This is a genomic window from Streptomyces sp. NPDC043680, assembly GCF_056436685.1.
Genome location: NZ_JBWKCE010000006.1, coordinates 206,539 through 229,152, shown reverse-complemented (window position 1 = coordinate 229,152; position 22,614 = coordinate 206,539). Strand labels below are relative to the sequence as shown.

Annotated in this window: 21 protein-coding genes; 10 read left to right on the top strand and 11 right to left on the bottom strand. The window is 72.6% G+C overall.

Going from position 1 to position 22,614, the window contains the following annotated elements; genetic code table 11:
• Window positions 1–97: 97 nt before the first annotated feature.
• Window positions 98–1,297 carry a thiolase C-terminal domain-containing protein gene (locus AC0666_RS16035; RefSeq protein WP_478707776.1) on the top strand — a complete coding sequence of 400 codons (1,200 nt, stop codon included), beginning with the start codon at window positions 98–100 and terminating at the stop codon, window positions 1,295–1,297.
• Between the two features lie 627 nt (window positions 1,298–1,924).
• Here AC0666_RS16035 and AC0666_RS16030 read toward each other — a convergent pair.
• Window positions 1,925–2,641 (bottom strand): SDR family oxidoreductase, encoded by a 717-nt coding sequence (locus tag AC0666_RS16030; RefSeq protein ID WP_389192600.1) that lies wholly within the window; start codon window positions 2,639–2,641, stop codon window positions 1,925–1,927.
• Window positions 2,642–2,781: 140 nt separating this feature from the next.
• On the opposite strand from AC0666_RS16030, the gene AC0666_RS16025 reads away from it, so the two are divergent.
• Window positions 2,782–3,735 carry an AraC family transcriptional regulator gene (locus tag AC0666_RS16025; protein ID WP_468581776.1) on the top strand — a complete coding sequence of 318 codons (954 nt, stop codon included), beginning with the start codon at window positions 2,782–2,784 and terminating at the stop codon, window positions 3,733–3,735.
• A 17-nt stretch (window positions 3,736–3,752) separates the two neighbouring features.
• On the opposite strand, the gene AC0666_RS16020 is transcribed toward AC0666_RS16025, so the two are convergent.
• Window positions 3,753–4,307, bottom strand: a complete 555-nt coding sequence (locus tag AC0666_RS16020) for a DUF3291 domain-containing protein (RefSeq protein WP_478707775.1) — start codon at window positions 4,305–4,307, stop codon at window positions 3,753–3,755.
• Window positions 4,308–5,369: 1,062 nt separating this feature from the next.
• On the opposite strand from AC0666_RS16020, the gene AC0666_RS16015 reads away from it, so the two are divergent.
• The gene (locus AC0666_RS16015; RefSeq protein WP_478707774.1) at window positions 5,370–6,065 is read left to right on the top strand and encodes a pyridoxine/pyridoxamine 5'-phosphate oxidase; all 696 of its coding nucleotides are present in this window, start codon (window positions 5,370–5,372) and stop codon (window positions 6,063–6,065) included.
• A gap of 10 nt (window positions 6,066–6,075) precedes the next feature.
• On the opposite strand, the gene AC0666_RS16010 is transcribed toward AC0666_RS16015, so the two are convergent.
• Both AC0666_RS16010 and AC0666_RS16005 read right to left on the bottom strand, forming a co-directional pair.
• On the bottom strand, window positions 6,076–6,489 hold the full coding sequence (locus AC0666_RS16010; RefSeq protein ID WP_468970069.1) for a Zn-ribbon domain-containing OB-fold protein: 414 nt from the start codon (window positions 6,487–6,489) through the stop codon (window positions 6,076–6,078).
• The gene (locus AC0666_RS16005; protein ID WP_468581768.1) at window positions 6,486–6,938 is read right to left on the bottom strand and encodes a DoxX family membrane protein; all 453 of its coding nucleotides are present in this window, start codon (window positions 6,936–6,938) and stop codon (window positions 6,486–6,488) included. The genes AC0666_RS16010 and AC0666_RS16005 overlap by 4 nt, the downstream gene beginning before the upstream one ends.
• Window positions 6,939–7,194: 256 nt before the next feature.
• On the opposite strand from AC0666_RS16005, the gene AC0666_RS16000 reads away from it, so the two are divergent.
• The 3 genes from AC0666_RS16000 to AC0666_RS15990 all read left to right on the top strand — a co-directional run bounded on the left by AC0666_RS16000 (window position 7,195) and on the right by AC0666_RS15990 (window position 11,836).
• Window positions 7,195–8,400, top strand: coding sequence for a flavin-containing monooxygenase (locus AC0666_RS16000; RefSeq protein ID WP_478707773.1), 1,206 nt, complete (start codon window positions 7,195–7,197; stop codon window positions 8,398–8,400).
• Between the two features lie 192 nt (window positions 8,401–8,592).
• Complete coding sequence (locus AC0666_RS15995; RefSeq protein WP_478707772.1) at window positions 8,593–10,827, top strand: acetate--CoA ligase family protein; 2,235 nt, start codon at window positions 8,593–8,595, stop codon at window positions 10,825–10,827.
• 181 nt (window positions 10,828–11,008) lie between these two features.
• Window positions 11,009–11,836, top strand: coding sequence for an enoyl-CoA hydratase/isomerase family protein (locus AC0666_RS15990; RefSeq protein ID WP_478707771.1), 828 nt, complete (start codon window positions 11,009–11,011; stop codon window positions 11,834–11,836).
• Window positions 11,837–11,892: 56 nt separating this feature from the next.
• Here AC0666_RS15990 and AC0666_RS15985 read toward each other — a convergent pair whose 3' ends face one another.
• Window positions 11,893–12,684, bottom strand: coding sequence for a VOC family protein (locus tag AC0666_RS15985; RefSeq protein WP_478707770.1), 792 nt, complete (start codon window positions 12,682–12,684; stop codon window positions 11,893–11,895).
• Between the two features lie 244 nt (window positions 12,685–12,928).
• On the opposite strand from AC0666_RS15985, the gene AC0666_RS15980 reads away from it, so the two are divergent.
• Complete coding sequence (locus tag AC0666_RS15980; RefSeq protein WP_468970522.1) at window positions 12,929–13,546, top strand: flavin reductase family protein; 618 nt, start codon at window positions 12,929–12,931, stop codon at window positions 13,544–13,546.
• Window positions 13,547–13,654: 108 nt separating this feature from the next.
• Here AC0666_RS15980 and AC0666_RS15975 read toward each other — a convergent pair whose 3' ends face one another.
• From AC0666_RS15975 to AC0666_RS15965, 3 genes are read right to left on the bottom strand one after another with little or no spacing between them, the layout of a single operon-like run.
• Complete coding sequence (locus AC0666_RS15975) at window positions 13,655–14,722, bottom strand: Zn-dependent alcohol dehydrogenase (RefSeq protein WP_478707769.1); 1,068 nt, start codon at window positions 14,720–14,722, stop codon at window positions 13,655–13,657.
• 7 nt (window positions 14,723–14,729) lie between these two features.
• A complete protein-coding gene (locus AC0666_RS15970; protein ID WP_468970088.1) occupies window positions 14,730–15,932 on the bottom strand; it encodes an acyl-CoA dehydrogenase family protein in 1,203 nt (400 codons plus the stop codon).
• An 11-nt stretch (window positions 15,933–15,943) separates the two neighbouring features.
• Entirely contained in the window at window positions 15,944–16,864 is a 921-nt protein-coding gene (locus AC0666_RS15965) for an SDR family NAD(P)-dependent oxidoreductase (protein WP_478707768.1), read from the bottom strand.
• Window positions 16,865–16,965: 101 nt separating this feature from the next.
• On the opposite strand from AC0666_RS15965, the gene AC0666_RS15960 reads away from it, so the two are divergent.
• Window positions 16,966–17,892 carry a cyclase family protein gene (locus AC0666_RS15960; RefSeq protein ID WP_478707767.1) on the top strand — a complete coding sequence of 309 codons (927 nt, stop codon included), beginning with the start codon at window positions 16,966–16,968 and terminating at the stop codon, window positions 17,890–17,892.
• A gap of 100 nt (window positions 17,893–17,992) precedes the next feature.
• On the opposite strand, the gene AC0666_RS15955 is transcribed toward AC0666_RS15960, so the two are convergent.
• On the bottom strand, window positions 17,993–18,622 hold the full coding sequence (locus tag AC0666_RS15955; RefSeq protein ID WP_468970097.1) for a hypothetical protein: 630 nt from the start codon (window positions 18,620–18,622) through the stop codon (window positions 17,993–17,995).
• Window positions 18,623–18,770: 148 nt separating this feature from the next.
• Here AC0666_RS15955 and AC0666_RS15950 point away from each other — a divergent pair, with 148 nt between their 5' ends.
• Window positions 18,771–19,976, top strand: coding sequence for a sensor histidine kinase (locus AC0666_RS15950; RefSeq protein ID WP_478707766.1), 1,206 nt, complete (start codon window positions 18,771–18,773; stop codon window positions 19,974–19,976).
• Window positions 19,973–20,635: a response regulator gene (locus AC0666_RS15945; RefSeq protein ID WP_468970101.1), complete on the top strand. Its 663-nt coding sequence runs from the start codon at window positions 19,973–19,975 to the stop codon at window positions 20,633–20,635. The genes AC0666_RS15950 and AC0666_RS15945 overlap by 4 nt, the downstream gene beginning before the upstream one ends.
• 190 nt (window positions 20,636–20,825) lie before the next feature.
• Here the strand turns inward: AC0666_RS15945 and AC0666_RS15940 are convergent, their stop codons facing one another.
• The gene (locus AC0666_RS15940) at window positions 20,826–21,311 is read right to left on the bottom strand and encodes an ATP-binding protein (protein ID WP_361714417.1); all 486 of its coding nucleotides are present in this window, start codon (window positions 21,309–21,311) and stop codon (window positions 20,826–20,828) included.
• Between the two features lie 322 nt (window positions 21,312–21,633).
• Window positions 21,634–22,614: an acyl-CoA dehydrogenase family protein gene (locus tag AC0666_RS15935; RefSeq protein ID WP_478707765.1), complete on the bottom strand. Its 981-nt coding sequence runs from the start codon at window positions 22,612–22,614 to the stop codon at window positions 21,634–21,636.

The following is a 22,614-nucleotide window of genomic DNA, read 5'->3' as shown; positions in this document are numbered from 1 at the left end:
GTAGTCAGAGATGCACAGGGGGCGGGGTGCGGGGATCCGGGTCCTGCGGCCGTGCGCGCTCTAGCATCTGACGCAGCGTCAGATGTACCGTCGGGCCATGCCTGGACCCCTTACCGGACCCGCCCCCGCCCCCGCGCGCCGCCGCAGGGTGGCGGTCGTCGGCGTCGCCCTCTCCGACTGCGGCCGCGTGGACGGCCCCACCCCGTACGCCCTCCACGCGCAGGCCGCCCGGCGCGCGCTGGCCGACTCCGGCCTGGACCGCGCGGTCATCGACGGCTTCGCCTCGGCGGGCCTCGGGACGCTCGCGCCGGTCGAAGTCGCCGAGTACCTGGGACTGCGCCCCACCTGGGTCGACTCCACCTCGGTGGGCGGCTCGACCTGGGAGGTCATGGCGGCCCACGCGGCGGACGCCATCGCCGCCGGGCACGCCGACGCGGTGCTGCTGGTCTACGGCTCCACCGCCCGGGCGGACATCAAGGCCGGGCGCCGCACCTCGAACCTGTCCTTCGGCGCGCGGGGACCGCTGCAGTTCGAGGTGCCGTACGGGCACACGCTGGTCTCCAAGTACGCGATGGCCGCGCGGCGCCACATGCACGCGTACGGGACCACGCTGGAGCAGCTCGCCGCGGTGGCCGTCCAGGCACGGGCGAACGCGGCCGCCAACCCGGACGCCATGTTCCGCGACCCGATCACGGTGGAGGACGTGCTGTCCGGGGAGATGATCGCCGACCCCTTCACCAAGCTGCACTGCTGCATCCGCTCGGACGGCGGCTGCGCGGTGCTGCTGGCGGCGGAGGACTACGTCCCCGACACCGCGAAGGCCCCGGTCTGGATCCTGGGCTCGGGTACGTCCGTCTCCCACACCACCATGTCGGAATGGGAGGACTTCACCGTGTCACCCGCGGCGGTCTCGGGCCGCCTGGCCTTCCAGCGGGCGGGTCTCACGCCGGCGGACGTGGACATCGCCGAGATCTACGACGCCTTCACGTACATGACGCTGGTCACCCTGGAGGACCTCGGCTTCTGCGCGAAGGGTGAAGGCGGGGCCTTCGTGGAGAAGGGCCGGCTCCTGCGGGACGGCGAGCTCCCGGTGAACACCGACGGCGGCGGCCTCTCGGCGTGCCACCCCGGCATGCGCGGCCTGTTCCTCCTGGTGGAGGCGGTCCGCCAACTCCGCGGCGAAGCAGGCCCCACCCAGGTCACCAAGCCGAACGCCCGCCTCCCCCACATCGCCCTGGCCTCGGGCACGGGCGGCTGGTTCTGCTCGTCGGGAACGCTGATCCTGGGGCGGGGGTAGGGGGCGGGATTCGCACACTCGGCATCAGGGGAGGTCCGGGGGCGTCCCGTCAGTCGACTGTCCTTCCGTGTCGGTCCGGCCCGTCAAGGGCGCTCCTCCTCGTTCCTCGTCGTCGCGTCGCTTCGCGATGGCCTTCGGCCACCCTTGACTGCCCGGCCCGCCCCGGAAAGACAACAGACTGCCGGGAAGCCCCCGGGGAATGGCCGGGGGGTTCGTGTTCAGGGGCGGGCCCGTCAGCGATCCACGGGCCGATCCCGGCTGCCATGTCCCCATCCGGGGCCGATAGATCCCCCTTCCCGAGCCCAGGTCGGGTCAAGCCGCAGCCGACGCCAATCAGATGGGCAATCCGGGGCCCGCAGGGGCCACCATCGCGTCAGATCGCTACACAGCCGGTCTCGGCATAGCGTCTCCGGCCCGTCCGGGGGTGCTCACAAGCCGCCACAGATGCCACAGGGCGTTCAGGGCTGTGATCTGCGGGCTGAACAGTGCGCCGATCAGGCGGCGGATCACCGGGACGGCTTCGGGGGGCTCGCATCCGCACGTCTGGTCCACTCGCGTCGTCGACTGCCGCGGCAAGGAACGCGTCGCGTCGGTGCGCGTTGCTTCGCTGGCTGAGTGGCGCCTCTGTCACACCAGTGCCGCGCCGCCGTCTATCGCGAGCGTGGTGCCGGTGACGTAGGCGTTGGCCAAGACGAAGAGATAGGCCGCCGCGGCTTCCTCGGCAGTGCCGACACGCCGCGTGAGCAGCTCGGACCCGGCGCCCTGGAGGAAAGCCTCCGGGTCCGGGACACTGCCGTCCCACAGCTCGGTACGGATCACACCGGGCTGGATCACGTTGACGCGCAGAGGGGCGAGTTCGACGGCGAGTGCCCGGGACAGGGCCTCGATGCCGCCGGTGATACCTGCCGTGAGCGCGGTTCCGGACAGGGGGCGGATCGCGAGGACGCCGGAGCTGAAAGTGATCGAGCCGCCGTCGCGCAGTCGCGGTGCCGCGTACTTGGCGGAGAGGAACGCGCCCCAGAACCGGCGCTCGAAGACGGCCCTGGCTTCCTGCGGGGTGGTGTCGACCAGCGGCTTGATCAGCAGAGATTCGCCCGCGGTGTAGACGAGGTGGTCGAAATCCCCGACCTGCTCGAAGAACGCGGCGATGGCGTTGCCGTCGGCGACGTCCAGGCGGCGACCTTCGGCCGGCTCGCCCAACCGCTTCGTCGCGGCGTCCACGCGGTCCTGGTTGCTGGAGGCGACCACGACGTCCGCGCCGGCCGCCGCGGCCTGTTGGGCTACCGCGAAGCCGATGCCGGAGGTTCCACCGATGATCACGATCTTTTTGCCGGCCAGAGACATGGGAGCCATTCCTTCGTCGATGCAGTGCGGTTCGGCCACCGCCATGGCAAGAACGTACGCCTCCACATCGAGACGGTGAATGACTTAAGATCTCGATTTCCTGTCCTATCGTCTCGTCATCCAGGCACTGGAGTGCCGTTATGGACATCCTGAGCGACACACTCGAAGTCCTGCGCACGGGACGCCCGATGGTGACGCGCACCGACGCGCACGCCCCGTGGGCCCTGAAGTTCCAACCCATCTCAGGAGCCGGATTCCACGTGGTCGTGGAAGGGCACTGCCACCTGCTGCCACCGCACGGCCAACCGCTCGCGCTCGGACCCGGCGACATCGTGTTCCTGCAGCGGGGCAGCGGACACACCCTGTGCGACGTGCCGGACCGCGATCCGGTGGACTTCGTACCGGACCGCGTGGACCGTTCCTCGCCGATCGGCCAGGTCACCGTGGACGGACCAGGGCCGCACACGGTGCTGGTGTGCGGGGCGTACGCGATCGACGTTGATCGCCCGCATCCGCTGTTCAGCGATCTACCGGAGGTCATCCACCTCCCCGCGGTTCCAGGCCGCCACCCCGTGTTGCGCTCGGCGGTCGATCAGCTGTGCGCCGAGTTCCACGCGCCGCAGCCGGGCTCGGACGCGGTCGTCACGGCGCTCGTGGATCTGCTGCTGCTGTACATCCTCCGGTCGTGGTACGCCGAACTACCGAAGGAGCGGGCCCGGGGCTGGGCGGCCGCGCTGACCGACCCGGCAGTCGCCCCGGCCCTGAAGGCGATCCACGACGATCCCGGCCATCCCTGGACCGTGGAGTCTCTGGGCACCCGCGCCGGACTGTCCCGCGCGGCGTTCGCCCGCCGCTTCGCCTCGGTGGTCGGCGAGCCGCCGTTGACCTACCTGACCAACTGGCGGATGGCCACCGCGGCGCGATTGCTGCACCAATCGCCGACCCCGCTGAGCACAATCGCGCAGCGCACGGGGTACACGTCGGAGTTCGCCTTCGCCAAAGCCTTCAAACGACACTTCGGGTCGCCGCCGGGGGCCTACCGCAAGCAGGTCAAGACGGCAGGCGACTGTTCAGCCCGCCGATCCCAGCCCTGAACGCACTCTTGCAACCACTACCGGCAGTGGCTCTTCGGCCCGATGCCTTTGATCCTGGTCGGAGTTCCGTCCGGGGCGAATGAGTGGTGGAAGGTGAAGGCGTGTGGCGCGGAGCCGTGGTCGTGGAGGTGTTCCAACCTGGAAACCCCGTCCTGCCAGGTGGGTATCACCCCGTCGGAGACCCACCAGCACACGTAGTTCGGGTGTCCCGTCCTCTCGAACCAGTCGTAACGCCTGTTCAGCGCCTCACGGTGCAGACCGGTGTAGATGGCGTCGAAGGCGGAGCGCAGGTCGGTCCAGAGTGAGAGGGTCGCGGCCAGGGCGGTGGTTTCCACCGTATGGCCCTTGCCGTACCAGGTCGGTACGGCGAACTCTCCCCATGCACCCCAGTCCGCCTCGAAGAGCATGCCCCGGTCACCGTCTGCCGCTTCAGCGCGCGCGAGATATCCGGGGTGCTGACTGATCGTGCGGTAGACGGCCTCACCCCTGTCGTAGAACTCGCGCATGAGAGGTGCGGGATCGACGAGAGGTGACTTCAGGACGCCGAATGTGTACAGCGCGAGATGGGGCATGCGTCTCTCCCTGGTTGCCTGGTGTGGACCCGTTGCGGTGGCTTGCGCATGGGGACGAGGATTCGCAGGCATGACCGACTCACCCCTTCGCGGGTGGCTCAGCCTGAAGGAACTCCTGCGCCGTGGGCGATCGCCGAAGACCAGGTGAAGGTAGCTGCCTCTGCGGGCCATGTCGAAGTTGCGTTTTCCCTCTCCAAGTGGCCTCTTTCACCGGTCATTACGAGGGCTCAGCCGGATAGCCCCGGGTACCGAACGCGTGTGACATCTGGAGGTCCGAAAGGGCACAGAAGGAGCGCGATGCCAGGCTCTTCGTCATCACGCCCGGTCAACGGCCCATCCATCCATCAACCGGCCGCCAAACCGGGACAAACAGACCGCAGGGGCATGGCTGACGTCATGCCCGCTTCGATGGCGCCCACTCCCAGCCCCATACGACCGCCGGACGCCAAACCGCGCCCCGCTGTGTAGCGATCTACCGCGCCTTCCACCAGACGGGCCGCGGACGCTATGCCCACATCGACTGTGTAGCGATTCGTCGCGGCTATGAGCGACCCCAGACGGGCCGGAGACGCTATGCCGAGACGGGCTGTGTAGCGATCTGACGCGATGGTGGGCTGGATGCCCCCCGATGCCCATCTCGTTGGCGTCGGCTGCGGCTTGACCCGACCTGGGCTCGGGAAGGGGGATCTATCGGCCCCGTATGGGGACATGGCGGCGGGGATCGGCCCGGGCATCGCTGACGGGCTCGCTCCTGGACTCTCACCCCCCGGCCATTCCCCGGGGCTTCCCGGCAGTCTGTTGTCTTTCCGGGGCGGGCCGGGCAGTCAAGGGTGGCCGAAGGCCATCGCGAAGCGACGCGAACGCAGTGAGCGCCCTTGACGGCCCGGCCAGCCCCGGAAGGACAGTCGACTGACGGGACGCCCCCGGACCTCCCCTGATGCCGGGTGCGGGCATCCCGCCCACCCCAACCCCGCCCCGCCCTCCGACCCCGGGTACGGGCATCCGCCCCCGAAGCCCCCGCCCCGCCCCCACCCACGCGCCCCACCCCCCTAGCCTCTACCCATGACCCGTGAGATCGGCAAGGCCGAGATGGACCAGATCGACGCGTTCCAAGCCGTCCTGCATTCCTTGCGGGTGTGGGACGGGCCGCTCCCCGGCTTCGATGCCGGTGCCGCGCCCGCCGAGCCCCTGCCCCTGTTCCGGGAGTGGTTCCTGCATGCGGCCGCGGCCGGGCAGGCCGAGCCGCACACCATGAGCCTGGCCACGGTGGACGGGGCGGGGCGTCCCGACGTGCGCACCCTCATGCTGCACGACGCCGACGCGCACGGCTGGCACTTCGCCTCGCACTCCACCAGCGCCAAGGGGCGGCAGCTGGCCGAGCACCCCGACGCCGCGCTCGGGTTCTACTGGCCGGCGGTCGCCCGGCAGATCCGGATCCGCGGGCGGGTCACCCCGTGCGGGCCGCAGGAGAGCCGGGCGGACCTGGCGGTCCGCTCGCGGGGTGCGCTCGCGGCGGCGCTGACCGGGCGGCAGAGCGCGGTGCTGGGCTCCGTGCAGGAGCTGGCGGAGGCTTCGGCGGCCGCCTGGGAGCGGGCCGGTACCGAGCCTGACGCGCCCGCTCCGACCTGGACCCGGTACGTACTGGAGGCCGCCGAGGTCGAGTTCTTCCAGGGCGATGCGGCGCGCCGGCACATCCGGCTGCGGTACCGCCGGACCGAGGACGGTACCGGCTGGACCCGGGAGCTGCTCTGGCCGTGACCGGCGCGGCTCAGTGCGGCCGGAAGACCGCCACCCACACCCCTTCGGCCGCTTCCCGGAAGGTCACCTGCAGGGGCATGTCGATGCGGAGGTCCGCGGCGTGGCAGTCCACCACCTCGGTCATCATCCGCGGCCCCTCCGCCAGGTCGACGACGGCCGCCGTGTAGGGGACGCGGGTCCCGAACGGCGGGAGGTCGTTGCGGTGGACCACCGACCAGGTGTAGAGGGTGGCGCGGCCGCTGGCCGGTTCCCAGGCGACCCGGTCTTCCCCCGCCCAGCAGAACGGGCAGAACTCGCGCGGGTAGTGGTGCGCCCGTCCGCAGGCGCCGCAGCGGCGCAGCAGGAGTCGGCCCTCGGCTGCCGCGTCCCAGTAGGGGCGGGTGAACTCGTCGATCTCCGGGAGGTCGTACCGCACCGTACTCACAGGAAAAGTCCGATCGCCGCGTCGAGGGACCAGGTCTGCCAGCTCATGGCGAGGAGGGCGACGAGCGAGATGAGCGCCATCATCGCGTTCTGGCCCTGCTCCGCCCAGTCGTGGATCATCAGCACCAGGTAGACGAGGTTCAGCAGCAGCCCGCCGGCCAGGGCGATCGGGGTCAGGAAGCCGAGGACCAGACCGAGGCCGAGGGCCAGTTCCGCGTAGACGACGATGTACGCCATCAGGCGCGGGCGCGGCTGGACGACCTTCTCGAAGCCGCCCTTCACGAACGGCCAGCGGTGTTTGCCGGCGACGTCGGCCGCCCAGGCGATACCGGTGCCGCGCTCGAACCAGCCCTTCTTGTCCTTGTGCCGCCAGCTCTCCAGCCACCACAGGCCGAGGCCTGCCCGGAGCACGGCGAGCCACTCGGCCCCACTGAGCCAGATGGTCCGCATCGGCCCTCCCCTCTCTATCTGACGGTACGTCAGTTCAGCGGATCGGGACGGATCCCGCAAGGGCCGCGACCGGCCCCGGTTGCGCCACCCGGCCGCCGCCCGGCTGCCCCACCCGACCGCGCCGCCCGGCCGCCCCTCCCCCGGCCCCACACCAGTCGTGATCGATCCGCAACCGATTCCCTCCTTGTCCGAGACCCATCAACGCTGTGTGTCGATACGCTCACACCTCATGCCCGGAGTCCCCACAGCCCCCGACATGACCACCCAGCCCCGCCCCGTGTACGTGATCGGCGCCGGGCCCGGCGGCCTTGCCGCGGCCGCCGCGCTGCGCGCCCGCGGGGTCCGCGCGGTGGTGGTGGAGAAGTCCGACGCGGTCGGCTCCTCCTGGCGGCGCCACTACGACCGGCTCCACCTGCACACCACCCGCCGGCTTTCCGCGCTCCCGGGCCTGGCGATACCGCGCCGGTTCGGCCGGTGGGTCTCGCGGGACGACGTGGTGCGGTACCTGGAGAAGTACGCCGAGTTCCACGAACTGGAGCTGGTCACCGGCGTGGAGGTGACCCGGATCGAGCGCGCCGCCGACGGGGAGGGCTGGCTGCTGCACGCCTCCGGCGGGCGGACCCTGGCCGCCCGCGCGGTCGTGATCGCCACCGGGTTCAACCACACGCCGGCGCTGCCCGACTGGCCGGGCCGGGACACGTACGGCGGGGAGCTGCTGCACGCCCGCGACTACCGCAACTCCCAGCCGTACGAGGGCCGGGACGTGCTCGTCGTCGGCAGCGGCAACACCGGCGCCGAGATCGCCGTCGACCTGGTCGAGGGCGGGGCCGCCCGGGTCCGGCTCGCCGTGCGCACCGTCCCGCACATCGTGCGCCGCTCCACCGCGGGCTGGCCGGCCCAGCGCACCGGGATCCTGGTGCGGCGGCTGCCCGTACGGCTCGTGGACCGGCTCGGTGCGCTCACCGCCAAGGCGTCCGTGCCGGACCTTGCGGCGTACGGGCTGCCCCGTCCCGCCACCGGCCTGTACAGCAGGGTCAAGGAGGGGGCGATTCCGGTCCAGGACGTCGGCCTGATCGAGGCCGTGCGCTCGGGCCGGGTCGAGCCGGTCGCCGCCGTCGCCTCCTTCGAGGGCGCCGAGGTGGTGCTCGCGGACGGCTCGCGGATCACTCCGGACGCGGTGATCGCGGCCACCGGGTACCGACGCGCCCTGGAGGGGCTGGTCGGGGATCTGGACGTGCTCGACGGGCGCGGCCGCCCGCGCACGCACGGCGCCCGCACCCTCGCGCAGGCTCCCGGCCTGTACTTCACCGGCTTCAGCAACCCCATCAGCGGCATGTTCCGGGAGATGGCCCTGGACGCCGAGAAGATCGCCAGGGCGGTGGCGCGCGGGCTCGGCATCCCGGCCCGGCGGCAGGCCCCCGAGCCCGGCACCGGTCTGCCCCCGGTCGACCCCCTGGCCTGAAAGGCACCCCCGCCGCCCCCTCCCGAACCTCGGCCGAATCCGGTCCTGGACCGGGCCCGAAGGGATCTGCCACCGTTCCACACATCACCTCCACCAGCTTTCCTACGCAGCACTGTTCCTGACGTCACGTCAGTTCAGTAATCTGACTACGCGTCAGTTATTGAGGTTCATCGAGCAGGAGCGGGCGAAGCGATGCTTGGATCTACTCACGGCACCCTCACCACCGACTTCCGCGCACGTGTCGAGGCCTGCGGGGAGACCCCCAGGACGGCCGTCCACTCCACGACGGCGCCCTCTGCCCGGGAGGCGGGCGCGCTGGACGTCAGCGGGCGGCCCCTGCACGCCGATGTGCCCGACCTGGACCGGTTCTTCCGGCCGGAGTCCGTGGCCGTCGTCGGCGCCTCCGACGCCGAGGGCAGACCGAACACCGGTATCACCCGCCGGCTCATCGCCTGGGCGGAGCGCGTCGGCGCCCGGATCCACCCGGTACACCCCACCCGCCCCACCGTCTTCGGGCTGCCCTGCCACGCGTCCGTGGCCGACCTGCCCGAACAGGTGGACCTCGCGGTCCTGCTGGTCGGCGACCCGCTGCCGGTGATCGAGGAACTGGCCGAGGCCAAGGTGAAGTTCGCCGTGGCCTTCGCCTCCGGCTTCGCCGAGACCGGCGACGCGGGCGCCGCCGCCCAGGCCCGGCTGGCCGCCGCGGTCCGGCGCTCGGGCCTTCGCCTCCTCGGCCCCAACACCAACCTCAACGCCTTCGAGCAGTTCCGCGACGACCTCGAAGGCCCGGCGATCGCCCTGATCACCCAGTCCGGCCACCAGGGCCGCCCCGTCTACACCCTCCAGGAACTGGGCATCCGCCTGTCCCACTGGGCGCCCACGGGCAACGAGGCGGACCTGGAGACCGCCGACTTCATCTCCTACTTCGCCGAGCAGCCCGAGGTCGGCGCCATCGCCTGCTATGTGGAGGGCCTCAAGGACGGCCGCTCCTTCCTGCTGGCCGCGGACCGGGCCGCGCGCAACGGGATCCCGGTCGTCGCGGTCAAGGTCGGCCGCACCGAGACCGGCGCCCGGACGGCCGCCTCCCACACCGGCAAGCTGACCGGGGCCGACACCGTCGTGGACGCGGCGATGCGGCAGTTCGGCGTCATCCGCGTGGACGGCCTGGACGAGCTCCAGGACACCGCGGCCCTGCTCGCCCGCGCCCGCAGGCCCCGGGCCGAGGGGGTCGTCGTCTACTCCATCTCCGGCGGCACCGGCGCCCACTTCTCCGACCTCGCGTCGGAGGCGGGGCTGACGCTCCCCACCCTCTCGCCGGCCAAGCAGGACGAACTGCACCAGTGGATCCCGCCGTATCTGAACGTCGCCAACCCCGTCGACAACGGCGGCCACCCCGTCGGTGACTGGCGCGGCCGCAAGATCATCGACGCGATCCTCGCGGACCCGTCCGTCGGCGTCCTGATCTGCCCGATCACCGGGCCCTTCCCGCCCATGAGCGACAAGCTCGCCCAGGACCTGGTGGACGCGGCCGAGCAGACGGACAAGCTGATCTGCGTGGTCTGGGGCTCTCCCGTCGGCACCGAGGAGGCCTACCGCACCACCCTGCTCGGCTCCTCCCGGGTGGCCACCTTCCGCACCTTCGGCAACTGCATCACCGCCGTACGCGCCTACCTCGGCCACCACCGCTTCACCGCCGTCTACCGCTCCCCCTTCGAGGACGCCCCCCGGACCCCCTCCCCCTCCTACCGCAAGGCGCAGGCGCTGATGCGCCCGGGCCAGCAGCTCAGCGAGCACGCGGCGAAGCAGCTGCTGCGGGCCTACGGGATACGGGTCCCGCGCGAGCAACTGGTGACCAGTGCGGCGGCCGCGGTGCGGGCGGCCGGACTGGTGGGCTACCCGGTGGTGATGAAGGCATCGGGACCGCAGCTGGGGCACAAGACGGAGCTGGGCCTGGTGAAGATCGGCCTGACCTCGGCGAGCCAGATCCGCGATGCGTACCGGGAGCTGACGGACATCGCGCGCTACGAGAACGTCCCGCTGGACGGCATCCTGGTCTGCCAGATGGTGGAGCGGGGCGTCGAGATGGTCGTCGGCGTCACGCAGGACGACCTCTTCGGCCCGACCGTGACGGTGGGACTGGGCGGGGTCCTGGTGGAGGTGCTGCACGACGCGGCGGTACGGGTGCCGCCGTTCGGCGAGGACCAGGCCCGCGCGATGCTGGCCGAACTGCGCGGCCACGCCCTGCTGGAGGGGGTCCGCGGGGCGCCCCCGGCGGATGTCGACGCGCTGGTCGAGGTCGTCCTGCGGGTCCAGCGGATGGCGCTGGAGCTGGGCGACTCCCTCTCGGAGCTGGACATCAACCCGCTGATGGTGCTCCCGCGCGGCCAGGGCGCGGTGGCGCTGGACGCCCTGGCCATCTGCCGATGAGGCCGCCGCCACCGCTGCCACCGCCGCGACCACCGCTGCCACCGCCGCCGCCGGGCGACACGACCTCGTCCCGTAGCCCGGCTTCCGTCGGCGCGGGACGCCGGCCCGGGCGGCCCGCACCCTGCGCAGGTCCCCTACAGCGCGAGGTCCCTTCCCCGTCCCTGACTGGAGCAGTGCCCCCATGACCGACTCCCCCCGTGTCGAACCAGCCCCCGATCCCCTCGCTTCCTTGGTACTGCACCGCACCGACAACGGCGTCTCGTGGATCACCCTCAACCGCCCCGAGGCCATGAACGCCGTCACCTGGGACCAGCGGGAGCGGATCATCGCCCTGCTCGGCGAGGCCTCCGCCGACCCCGCCGTGCGGGCCGTCGTCCTCACCGCCACCGGCAAGGGCTTCTGCGCGGGCGCCGACCTGCGCGGGGGTCCCGCCGCCGGTGACCGGGTGGCGGGCGACATCGCCCGCATGATCCGCCTCGGCGCGCAGCGCCTGATCACCGCGGTCCTGGACTGCGAGAAGCCGGTGGTCGCGGCCGTCAACGGAACGGCCGCCGGTATCGGCGCACACCTCGCCCTCGCCTGCGACCTGGTCCTGGCGGCCGCATCGGCCCGCTTCATCGAGGTCTTCGTACGCCGGGGCCTGGTGCCCGACGGCGGCGGCGCCTATCTGCTGCCGCGGCTGCTCGGCCCGCAGAAGGCCAAGGAGTTGATGTTCTTCGGCGACGCGGTCCCGGCGGCGGAGGCCGAGCGGCTGGGCCTGGTCAACAAGGTGGTCGCCGACGCGGAGCTGGAGGCCACGGCCCGGGGGTGGGCGGAGCGCCTGGCGCAGGGCCCGACCCGCGCCATCGCCCTGACGAAGCAGCTGGTCAACGCCTCCCTCGACGGTGGCCGGGCGGCCGCACTGGCCGCCGAGGCCACCGCTCAGGAGATCAACATGACCACCGCCGACGCGAACGAGGGCGTGGCGAGCTTCGTGGAGCGCCGTACGCCCAAGTACCTCGGCCGCTGAGCCCTGACACCGCCCTGCCTCGCCCTGCCCCCGCCCCGCCCTCCCTCCCTCCGGTCCTACATCCGGGGGTTGGGCTTCAGCAGCGCGAACCGGGCCCCGAAGGGGTCGGCCAGCCACGCGATCCGCCCGACGTCCGGCACGTCCGCCGCCGGCATGAGCACCGAGCCGCCCTTCTCCTGGGCGGACCCGACGGTGGCGTCGACGTCGGTGACGTGGAAGTACGGCACCCAGCGCGGCTTCTCGACGCCGCCGCTCGCGCCCTCGCCCATCGGGGCGACCCCGCCGAACGAGGCCTGCTGCTGGTCGCCCTCCTTGGTGCTGAGGACGCGGTACGTCATGCCGGGCGCCTCCATCTCCTGGCTCCGCCAGCCGAACAGCCTCTCGTAGAAGGAGATGGCCGCGGTGGGGTCGGGCACGTGCAGTTCCACCCAGAGCAGTGAGTTCTCGGCGGAGGCCAGTTCCAGGCCGGAGGTCTTCCCGGGCTGCCACACGGCGAACTCGGCGCCCTGCGGGTCGGTGGCCTGGGCGAGCCAGCCTTCGCCCATGACGTCCATGGGCTCCATCCGGATCTTCCCGCCGCCGTCCCGGACGGCCTGGACGGTGGACTGGATGTCCGGGCTCATGAAGTGCACCATCCAGGCCGACTGCGCGCCTTCCTCGGAGAGCGGCCCGAGTCCGGCGACGGTCTTGCCGTCGCGCTGGAACATCCCGTACCCGCCGGCCTCGGGACCGGCGGAGACGAAGTCCCAGCCGAAGACGGAGCCGTAGAAGCCGGTGGCGGCCGCGGTGTCGGGGCTGCCGAGGTCGAGCCAGTTGGGTGATCCGATACGGAAGTCGGTGCCGAGCATGGGGATCCTCCTGGGGGGACGGGGCCGGCGGGCCGCAGGCCACGATGCCGACACCGCCCGGGACAGCACCGCCGTGCACGTCGCTGCACGGCGCGGGTCCACCCGTACGGCGCAGCGCGCCGCGTCCGCCGGGCTCGCGGCCGGGCTGCGTACGCCGCCTCCCGGGTCCCACCCCGGGCGGCCGAAACCCTTCCCATCTGACGCACCGTCAGTTCTAATCGGGTACGTGATGGGACACGCAGGGATGGCGGCCACCGTCGTCCGGTACCTCAGGTCAGTCGGCTCCGCCACCTCCGCCGCGCCGGAGACGGAGCCGGAGCCGGTCGAAGTCCTGCCGCGGCCCGATCTGCGGGCCGTCGGCGAGGACGAGCGCGCGCCCGTCAGTCCCGCCGAGTTCCGTGCCGTGCTCGGGAACTTCGCCAGCGGCGTCACGGTCATCACCGCGCCGCCCGGCGCGGACGAGGACGGTCCGGCCGGCTTCGCCTGCCAGTCCTTCGCCTCACTGTCCCTGGACCCGCCGCTGGTCACCTTCATGGTGGCCCGTACGTCGACCACCTGGCCCCGCATCGCCCGCGCCGGGGTGTTCTGCGTGAACATCCTGGGCGCCGAGCAGGGCGAGCTGTGCCGGGCCTTCGCGGTCAGCGGCGCCGACAAGTTCGCCGGGGTCGCCCACACGCCCGCCCCCGTGACGGGATCCCCGCAGCTCGACGCGGTGCCCGCCTGGATCGACTGCCGGATCCACGCCGTGCACACGGGCGGGGACCACCTGATCGTCGTGGGCCGGGTCGAGGCGATGGGCGCCGCCGGCGAGGGCGATCCGCTCCTCTTCCACAAGGGCCGCTTCGGTCGTTTGGCCCCGTGAACCCCGGCCGGCCCACCCCCGGCCGGCCCACCCCGGCCGGTCCGCCCACGGCGCCCCACGGCCGAGGGGCCCCGGCCGAAGCCGGAACCCCCCGCACCACGGCGTGCCTCAGAACGTGAGCACGCCCCGGGCCACCCGGCCGTGCCGGGCGTCGTCCACCGCCTTCGCGAAGTCCTCGACCGGGTAGGTCTCCGTCACCAGCTCGTCCAGCAGCAGCCCGCCCTGCCGGTAGAGCTGCGCGTACAGCGCGATGTCCCGCTGCGGACGCGAGGAGCCGTACCGGCAACCCATGATCGTCTTGTCCAGGTAGAGGGACGAGACCTGGAAGGACGCCTCCTGCGTGAAGCCCGGCACCCCGAGCAGGACCGCCTGCCCGTGCCGGTCCAGCAGGTCGATGGCCTGGCGGATCAGCCTGACGTCGCCCACGCACTCGAAGGCGTGGTCCGCGCCCGTCGGGAGGATCTCGCGGACCGCCGCCGAGGAGTCCGGCACGGCCGAGGCGTCGATGAAGTGCGTGGCGCCGAACTGCCGGGCCACCGCCTCCTTCGCCGGGTTCGCGTCCACCGCGACGATGGCCGTCGCGCCGGCGATCCGGGCCCCCTGGATCACGTTCAGCCCGATGCCGCCCGTGCCGATGACGACCACCGACTCCCCATGGCCGACCCGCGCCCGGTTCAGCACCGCTCCGACCCCGGTCAGGACCCCGCAACCGATGAGCGCCGCCGAGGTCATCGGCAGCTCGTCAGGGATCTTCACCGCCTGTACGGCCTTGACGATCGTCCGCTCGGCGAAGGCCGAGTTCGAGGCGAACTGGAACAGCGGCTTCCCGCCGCGCGAGAACGGCTGCCCCGGCATCCCTATCGCCTTGCGGCACATGGTCGGCCGCCCCCGGTCGCAGTCCGCGCACGCCCCGCAGTTGGCCAGGGTGGACAGGGACACGTGGTCACCGGGCGCCACGTGCGTCACGCCCGCCCCGATCGCCTCGACGACGCCCGCGCCCTCGTGCCCCAGCACCACCGGCGAGGGGAACGGGATCGTCCCGTCGATCACCGACAGGTCGCTGTGGCACAGCCCCGCCGCCCGGATCCCGACCAGCACCTCCCCGGGCCCCGGCTCCCGGAGCTCCAGATCGTCGACCACCCGGACCTGCTTGCCGTCGAACACGACGCCCCTCATGTGGACCTCACCTGGACTCCTTGGGCAGGCCGAGCACGCGCTCGGCGATGATGTTCCGCTGGATCTCGTCCGAGCCGCCGTAGATGGTGTCGGCGCGGGTGAACAGGAACAGGCGCTGTGCCTCGTCGAGTCCGTGCTCGTACGGGGTCCCCGGCGCCCAGTCGGCCGGTCCGGCCGAGGCCGCCGCGCCGCGGACGGCCACCGCCAGCTCACCGAGCCGCCGGTGCCATCCGCCCCACAGCAGCTTGGCCACGCTCGGCGCGCCCGGGTCGGGCGAGGTGCCCAGCGTGCGCAGGGCGTTCCAGCGCATGGTGCGCAGTTCCGCCCACTGCCGCACGAGCCGGTCGCGCAGTACGGGGTCCTCCGCACCCGAGGCCGTGTACGAGGCCAGGACGCGTTCCAGTTCCGCCGCGAAGCCGATCTGCTGGACCAGCGTCGAGACGCCGCGCTCCAGGGCGAGCAGGCCCATGGCCACGGTCCAGCCGTTGCCCTCCCCGCCGACGACCTCCGCCGCCACCGCCCCGTCGAAGAACACCTCGTTGAACTCGCTGGTCCCCGACATCTGGCGGATCGGCCGCACCTCCACCCGCCCCGGCTGGTCCATCCGCACGAGCAGGAAGGACAGCCCTCGGTGGCCCCGGGAGCCCGCTTCCGTGCGGGCCAGGACGAAGCACCAGTCGGCCTCCCGGGCCAGCGAGGTCCAGATCTTCTGCCCGGTGACGCGCAGCAGCCCGGCCGCGCCCCGACGGGGCTCGCGTACCGCCGCCGTACGCACGCCCGCGAGGTCCGATCCGGCGCCCGGCTCGCTGTACCCCTGGCACCACAGCTCCTCGCCGCGGGCGATGGCGGGCAGGAAGCGGTCCCGCTGCTCCGGCGAACCGTAGGCGATCAGCGTCGGGGCGAGCAGGTTCTCGCCGATGTGGCCGACCCGGGCGGGGGCGCGCAGCGCCGCGTACTCCTCGGCCCACACCACCTGCCCGGTCAGGGAGAGCCGCCGGTTGCCGTAGCCCTCGGCCTCCCAGCCCTGTCCGATCCAGCCGCCCCGGCCGAGCTCGCGCTCCCACGCGCGGCGCGGGGCGACCGCCTCGTGCTCGCTGCCGGGGCCGCCGAGGCCGCGGATGTCCGCGTACGGGCCCGCCAGGTGTTCGGTGAGCCAGGCGCGGGCGCGGGCGCGCAGCTCCTCGTCCTCGGGTCCGAAGCCGAAGTCCACGTCGCCGCCCCCTAGGCGTTGGGGCGGTCCTTGACGGCCGCCGCCTTGGCCATGGCCTCCAACTGCGCGAGCAGCGGCATCGGGTCGGTGCCCACCGTCCCGGGCAGGAAGTCGGCGATCTTCTCGGGGGTCCAGGAGCCTTCGGCGTAGCCCGCGCGCAGCTCGCGGGGCTGCGCCCACACGGCGATCTTGGGGCCGGCGATCGTGTAGACCTGGCCGGTGATCCTTTCGCCGCCGACGGCGACGGCCCGGTCGGAGAGCAGGTAGGTGACGAGCGCGGCCACGTCCTCGGGTTCGCCGATCTCCTTGAGCTCCATGGGCACGTTCGCGGACATGCGGGTGCGGGCGACCGGGGCGACGGCGTTGGCGGTGACCCCGTACTTGGCCAGGCCGAGCGCGGCGGACCGGACGAGCGAGATGATCCCGCCCTTGGCGGCGCTGTAGTTGGCCTGCGCCACGGATCCCTGGTGGTTTCCGCTGGTGAAGCCTATGAGGGTGCCGGAGCCCTGGCGGCGCATGACGGCGGAGGCGGCGCGGAAGACGGTGAAGGTGCCCTTGAGGTGGGTGGCGAGGACCGGGTCCCACTCCTGTTCGGACATGTTGAACAGCATCCGCTCGCGCAGGATGCCGGCGACGCAGACGACCCCGTCGATGCGCCCGTACCGGGCGAGCGCCGTGTCGACGATGCGCTGGCCGCCCGCCATGGTGGATATGTCGTCGGCGACGGCGACGGCCTCGCCGCCCGCCGCGGTGATCTCCTTCACCACGGCTGCGGCGACCTCGCTGGTGGGTTCGCCGCCCTCGATGCCGACCCCGTAGTCGTTGACGACGACCTTGGCGCCCTCGGCGGCGGCGGCGAGGGCCACGGCGCGTCCGATGCCCCGGCCTGCGCCGGTGACGGCCACGACCTTGCCTGCCAAGAAGTTCCCCACGCCGACCCCTTCCCGCGGTTTCTGACGGACCGTTAGATTCTATGGGCAGTCGGATGCGGCTGCACAAGCCCTCGTGCGCATCTCCAGGAGCTGATGAGGTCATGGGCCTGCCCGCCGAGTTCCACGACATCGCCAAACGCGTCAACAACTGGGGCCGTTGGGGCGCCGAGGACGAGATCGGCACCCTGAACCTGATCACCGACGAGGTCGTCAGGGCCGCCGCCGCCGAGGTCCGTACGGGCCGGCGGGTCCCACTCGCGCTGCCGCTCAAGGAGGACGGGGTGCAGGCGGGCCTGATCCCCGGCCGGATCAACCCGCTGCACACGATGGTGCAGATCAACCAGGAGCTCTTCGGACCGGGCACCGTGGCGTGCAGCGACGACGCCGTGACGATGGGGCTCCAGGCCGGCACGCACTGGGACGCGCTCACGCACGTCTCGCACTCGGGGAAGATCTACAACGGCCGGCCGGCCGTCACCGTGACCGCGCACGGGCGCTCGGAGTTCAGCGGGATCGACAAGGCGGCCCCGATCCTCTCGCGGGGCGTCCTGCTGGACGTGGCCCGCGCGAAGGGCCTGGACCGGCTGCCCGGGGGGCATGCGGTCACCCCCGAGGACCTGGCCGAGGCGGAGGAGTTCGGCCGGGTGACCGTACGGGCGGGCGACGTCGTGCTGGTGCGGACCGGGCAGGTCCAGGTCTACCTGGCGGGCGACAAGCACGGCTACGGCTTCCCGTCACCCGGGCTCTCGGTCCGTACGCCCGAGTGGTTCCACGCGAGGGACGTGGCGGCCGTGGCCAACGACACCCTGACCTTCGAGATCTTCCCGCCGGAGATCGACGGCCTGTGGCTGCCGGTGCACGCGCTGGACCTCGTCGAGATGGGCATGCACCAGGGCCAGAACTGGAACCTCGAAAACTTGTCCACAGCCTGTGCAGAAGTGCGGCGCTACGGCTTCCTGCTCTCCGCCATGCCGGAACCCTTCGTCGGCGGCACGGGCACGCCGGTGGCCCCGGTGGCCGTGCTCTGACCCCGGCTCCGGCCCCCGCTGCGGCCCCGGCTCCGGCCCGGCCCCCGGCTTCCGAGCCCTCCGGGCAGGCGCCCGTACGGTGGCCGCCCCGGGGGTCCCGTCAGTGGAAGCGGGCCGCGGCCGCCGCGAAGGCGGTCGCCTCGGCGGGAGTGGCGGCGAGGAAGGCGACCCAGGACAGGTCCGCGAACTCGATGTCCATCCGGCCCTTCTGCAGCAGGCCCGTCGGGTTGGCGCGCAGCGCGACGACCGCCGAGCGCGGGGCCTCCCAGTACTGCTTCATCACCGGCGTCGACTGCCACAGCGGTGACACGTCGGTCAGGCCGAACCAGCGCCGGTCCGTCACCACGAGGACGTCCGGCACCGAGCCCCGGGCATTGGCGCGGCTGATCAGGAACTGTCCGGCCGAGCTCTGCCAGCCGCCCTCCATGCTCTTGCCGTGCATCAGGCGCGTGCCGAGGTCGTCCGCCAGGTCGGGGAGCCGGTCGGCCGCCTCGGCCGCGGCGGCCGGCCTGGACCGGCGGGAGTCGTGGGTACGGGCCTTGAACAGGCCGTGGAGGGAGCGCGGGAGCTTCTCCTCGATCTTCTGGCCGAGCCCCGCGGGCTCCGGCGGCGCGAGCAGCGATTCCGGCGGGCTCGGAACGCCCGGAGCCGGTTCACAGGCGCACACGGCGATCAACCGCTCACCGGAATGCAGGAAGCTCTCGGCCTGGTGACGCCTGTCCTGGTCCAACGTGGTGCTCCTACTGCTGAGTAACCTGTGGTGCGTTCCCGATTGTTCCTGAGGCGGATTCCCTCGTGATCACCGGGGGGCACACCGGCCCCCGGGATGCATCCCGCAGGCCGATGCCGGTGCCCAGTACGGTCGTTAGGGTCGCGACATGGACACCTCATCAGCGCCCTCGGCCGACGGGCGGACTCCACTTCGGTGGCAGACCGTCGGGCTGTGGGCCGGCGCCGGACTCGTGACCCTCGCGCTCTCCAACCTGGCGCTCCGCGTGCCCCTCGGCTTCGGTGACCGCATCTTCGAGGTGGGACCGCTCCTCGCGGTCCTGGGCCTGGCCCTCGCCGCCGTGCTGGTGCGGCGGGCGCCGCTGCTCACGCTGGGCCTGATGCTGCTCGGCGTCCACCTCATGCTGTTCCTGGCGAACGCGCCCGCGCTCACGCCGGCCCTGGTGCTGCCCGCCGCGGTCGCGCTCGGCCTGGTCGCCGCCCGGCGCCCGCGGCGGACGGCCCTGACCGCCGTGGTCCTCACCGTGCTCGCGCTGCTCCTCGCCCAGTTCGCGCGGCCCGGCGCGGACACGGTCCCGGTGCTGATGCAGGCCCAGTTGCCGATCGTCGTCCTCGGGTGGCTGATCGGCGACTCCGTACGGCGCGGCCGCGAGGCCGCCGCACAGGCGCACGCCCAGGCCACCGAACAGGCCCTGACGGAGGAACGGCTGCGGATCGCCCGCGAACTGCACGACATGGTCGCCCACAGCATCGGGATCATCGCCATCCAGGCGGGCGTCGGCAGCCGGGTCATCGAGACCCGGCCCGCCCAGGCCCGCGAGGCGCTGCAGGCCATCGAGGCCACCAGCCGCGAGACCCTGGCCGGCCTGCGCCGCACCCTGGTGGCGCTGCGCCGCAGCGAGCCCGCCCCGCTCGCCCCCGCGCCCGGACTCGACGGCCTCGACCGGCTCGCGGCCACCGCCTCGGCCGACGCCGGGGTACGGGTGGAGCTGGTGTGGTCCGGGGACCGGCGGCCGCTGCCGCCCGACATCGAGCTCGCCGCCTTCCGGATCGTGCAGGAGGCGCTGACCAACGTGGTGCGGCATGCGCGCGCCGCGCACTGCCGGGTGGCCGTCGCGTACGCGCCGCAGGAGCTGTCGCTGGAGATCACCGACGACGGCCGTGGGACGGCCGGCGGCGGGGGCGGCTTCGGGATCACCGGCATGCGGGAGCGCACCGCCCTGCTGCACGGCGGCTTCGAGGCCGGGCCCGGGCCCGGGGGCGGCTTCCGGGTGGCGGCCGTCCTGCCGCTGGAACCGGATCAAGGGCAAGGGCCCGAACGGCCCGTACGGCCCGTACAGGAGGAGGAGAAGTGACGGACAGCGGCATCCGCGTCCTGCTCGCCGATGACCAGCCGCTGGTGCGCTCGGGACTGCGCGTCCTGATGGCCGACACCCCGGACCTGCGGGTGGTGGGCGAGGCCGCGAACGGCGCGGAGGCGGTCCGGCTCGCCGCCGAGCTCGCGCCCGACGTGGTCGTGATGGACATCCGGATGCCGGAGATGGACGGCATCGAGGCCGCCCGCCGGATCACCTCGGCCGGTCCCGGCGCGGCCCGGGTGCTGATGCTGACCACCTTCGACGAGGACGACCTCGTGTACGGGGCGCTGCGCGCCGGCGCCAGTGGTTTCGCCGTCAAGGACATGGCGCTGGACGACATCCTCGCGGCGGTACGCGTGGTCGCCGCAGGGGACGCCCTGATCGCGCCGGGGGTGACCCGTCGCCTGATAGCGGACTTCGTCGACGGTTCGGCTCCGGCCCCGGAGCGGACACCGGCGATCACGGCGCGGGAGCAGGAGGTGCTGACGCTGGTGGGGCGCGGCCGGTCCAACAGCGAGATCGCGCAGGACCTCTTCATCACGGTGGCGACGACGAAGTCGCACGTGGCGCGGCTGCTGACGAAGCTCGACGCCCGGGACCGGGTCCATCTGGTGATCAAGGCGTACGAACTGGGGCTGGTCGCGCCGCCCCGGTGACGCACGCCGCCACGCGTGGTGGCGGCGGCGCGGTCCAGCGGGTGGCGGCGTACGGTCGTGCACGCCCCGAGCGCGGCACGGCAGCCGCCACCCCACGACCCGCACTCGTCAAGGCCTGCCCTTGGCGTCCCCTCGCGACGAATCGTTGAACACAAGAGTGATCAACCGTTGACGGTCCGTCAACACCTCGTTAGAGGTACACGCGCGGTTCCCGGATCGATCCAAAATTTTCGTTCGGCCTGCCGGCACCCCGGGCGAGGCCTCCGCCGGGACCGTCCGCGGCGGCCTTCTCCGCGCGGTCGATCTCGCACCAGATCCGTTTGCCCGCGCCCTCGCGCTGCCAGCCCCAGCGGTCGGCCAGGCCGTCCACCAGCTCCAGCCCCCGCCCGCCCGTGTCGTCCCCGGCGGCCTGCCGCCGGGCCGGCGCCCGGTCGCTCGCGTCGGCGACCTCGACCCGTACGCCCGGACCGCCGAACAGCATCCGCAGCACGGCCGGAGCGCCCGTGTGGACGACGGCGTTGGTGACCAGCTCGGAGATCAGCAAAATCAGCGTCTCGGCGAGCGGTTCGTCGTCCCCTATGCCGGACCCCGCCAGCCGGGACCGCGCCCACCTGCGGGCCCGGCCGACCTCGGCGGGGTCCGGTCCTACCTCCAGCTGCACCTGAAGCACCTGCACCGCTCACACCATCCGAACCGGCGGACACTTCGCCTCGCGACAGGATGGGATCACCGACCGTGACCCCCTTGCGGAGCAGCATGGTTGACATACAGTCACGACAACAAGCGCTTCGGGCATATTCCAGCGCGAAGTAGTAGGCGTGGTGCATACTGTGCGACGCTCGCGCCGCTCAACCGCTCGCATTCCCGGGAGCGTACCGGAGCAGTCCCCCGAGTACAGGCTGCAATGAGCCGGGACAAGGACACAAACCGATATCAACTCTCTGTAATCGGACATGCGTCCCGCTCCGTCCCTCCCGTGCCCGTCCCGTGACAGCCCGCTACTCCGGGTCCGCGGGCGCACCCGCCGCCAGCAACTCCTCCGCGAGCCGTTCCTCCGCCTCCGCCGCCCTCAGCCACTGCCGGGCCCGCACCCAGGCCCGCTTGAGGTGAAGGTGCACATCGGCCTCCCACGTGAATCCCATTCCCCCGTACACCTGGAGGCAGTCCCGCGCATTGCGCACGGCCGCCTCGTCGGCCAGCAGCTTGGCTCCCGCGGTCTCCCCCGGGTCGGCCGTGACCGCCGCCGCGTAGACCGCCGTACGGGCCACCTCCGCCCGTACCAGCATCTGCGCGCACAGGTGCTGGACCGCCTGGAAGGCGCCGATCGGCTGCCCGAACTGCTCGCGCTCCTTCGCGTGGCGCACCGCCAGCTCCACCGTCCGCAGTGCGCTGCCGAGCTGGAGCGCGGCCGTCAGCAGCGCCCCCTCGTCGCGGTACGCCTCGGGGTGCCCCGGGGCTGCGGCGGCCGCCACCCGGTACAGCGGGGTCAGCGGGTCCACCGAAGGCACCGGCTCCCCCGCCGGAAGCTCCGAGGCGCCCGCGGGGCCCGCTGCACCCGCGGCTCCCGCCGGGCCTGCTGCGTCCGCGGCGCCCAGGATCGCGTCGGCCTCGGCCAGGTGGGCCACCAGCGGCCCGTCCAGGTCGAAGGCGGTGACCACCGCGGTCCCCTCCGCCGCTCCCGGGACCGTCCCGGCCGCCAGGTGGGTGGCGACCAGCGGGCCCGGCAGCAGGGCCCGGCCCGCCTCCTCGAAGAGGAGGACCGCCTCCGGCAGTCCGAGCCCGACCCCGAGCCCGCGCTCCCCCTCCGGGAGCCGCAGGGCGAAGAACCCGGCCTCGCCGAGCTCCCGCCACAGCTTCCGGTCGAGACCGCCGCCGCCGTCCACCGCCGCCCGCAGGGCCTCGCGCCCGTACCGCCCGGCCAGCAGGTCCCGTACGCCCGCGCGCAGGTCCCGCTGCTCCTCGGTCGGCTGGAAGTCCAT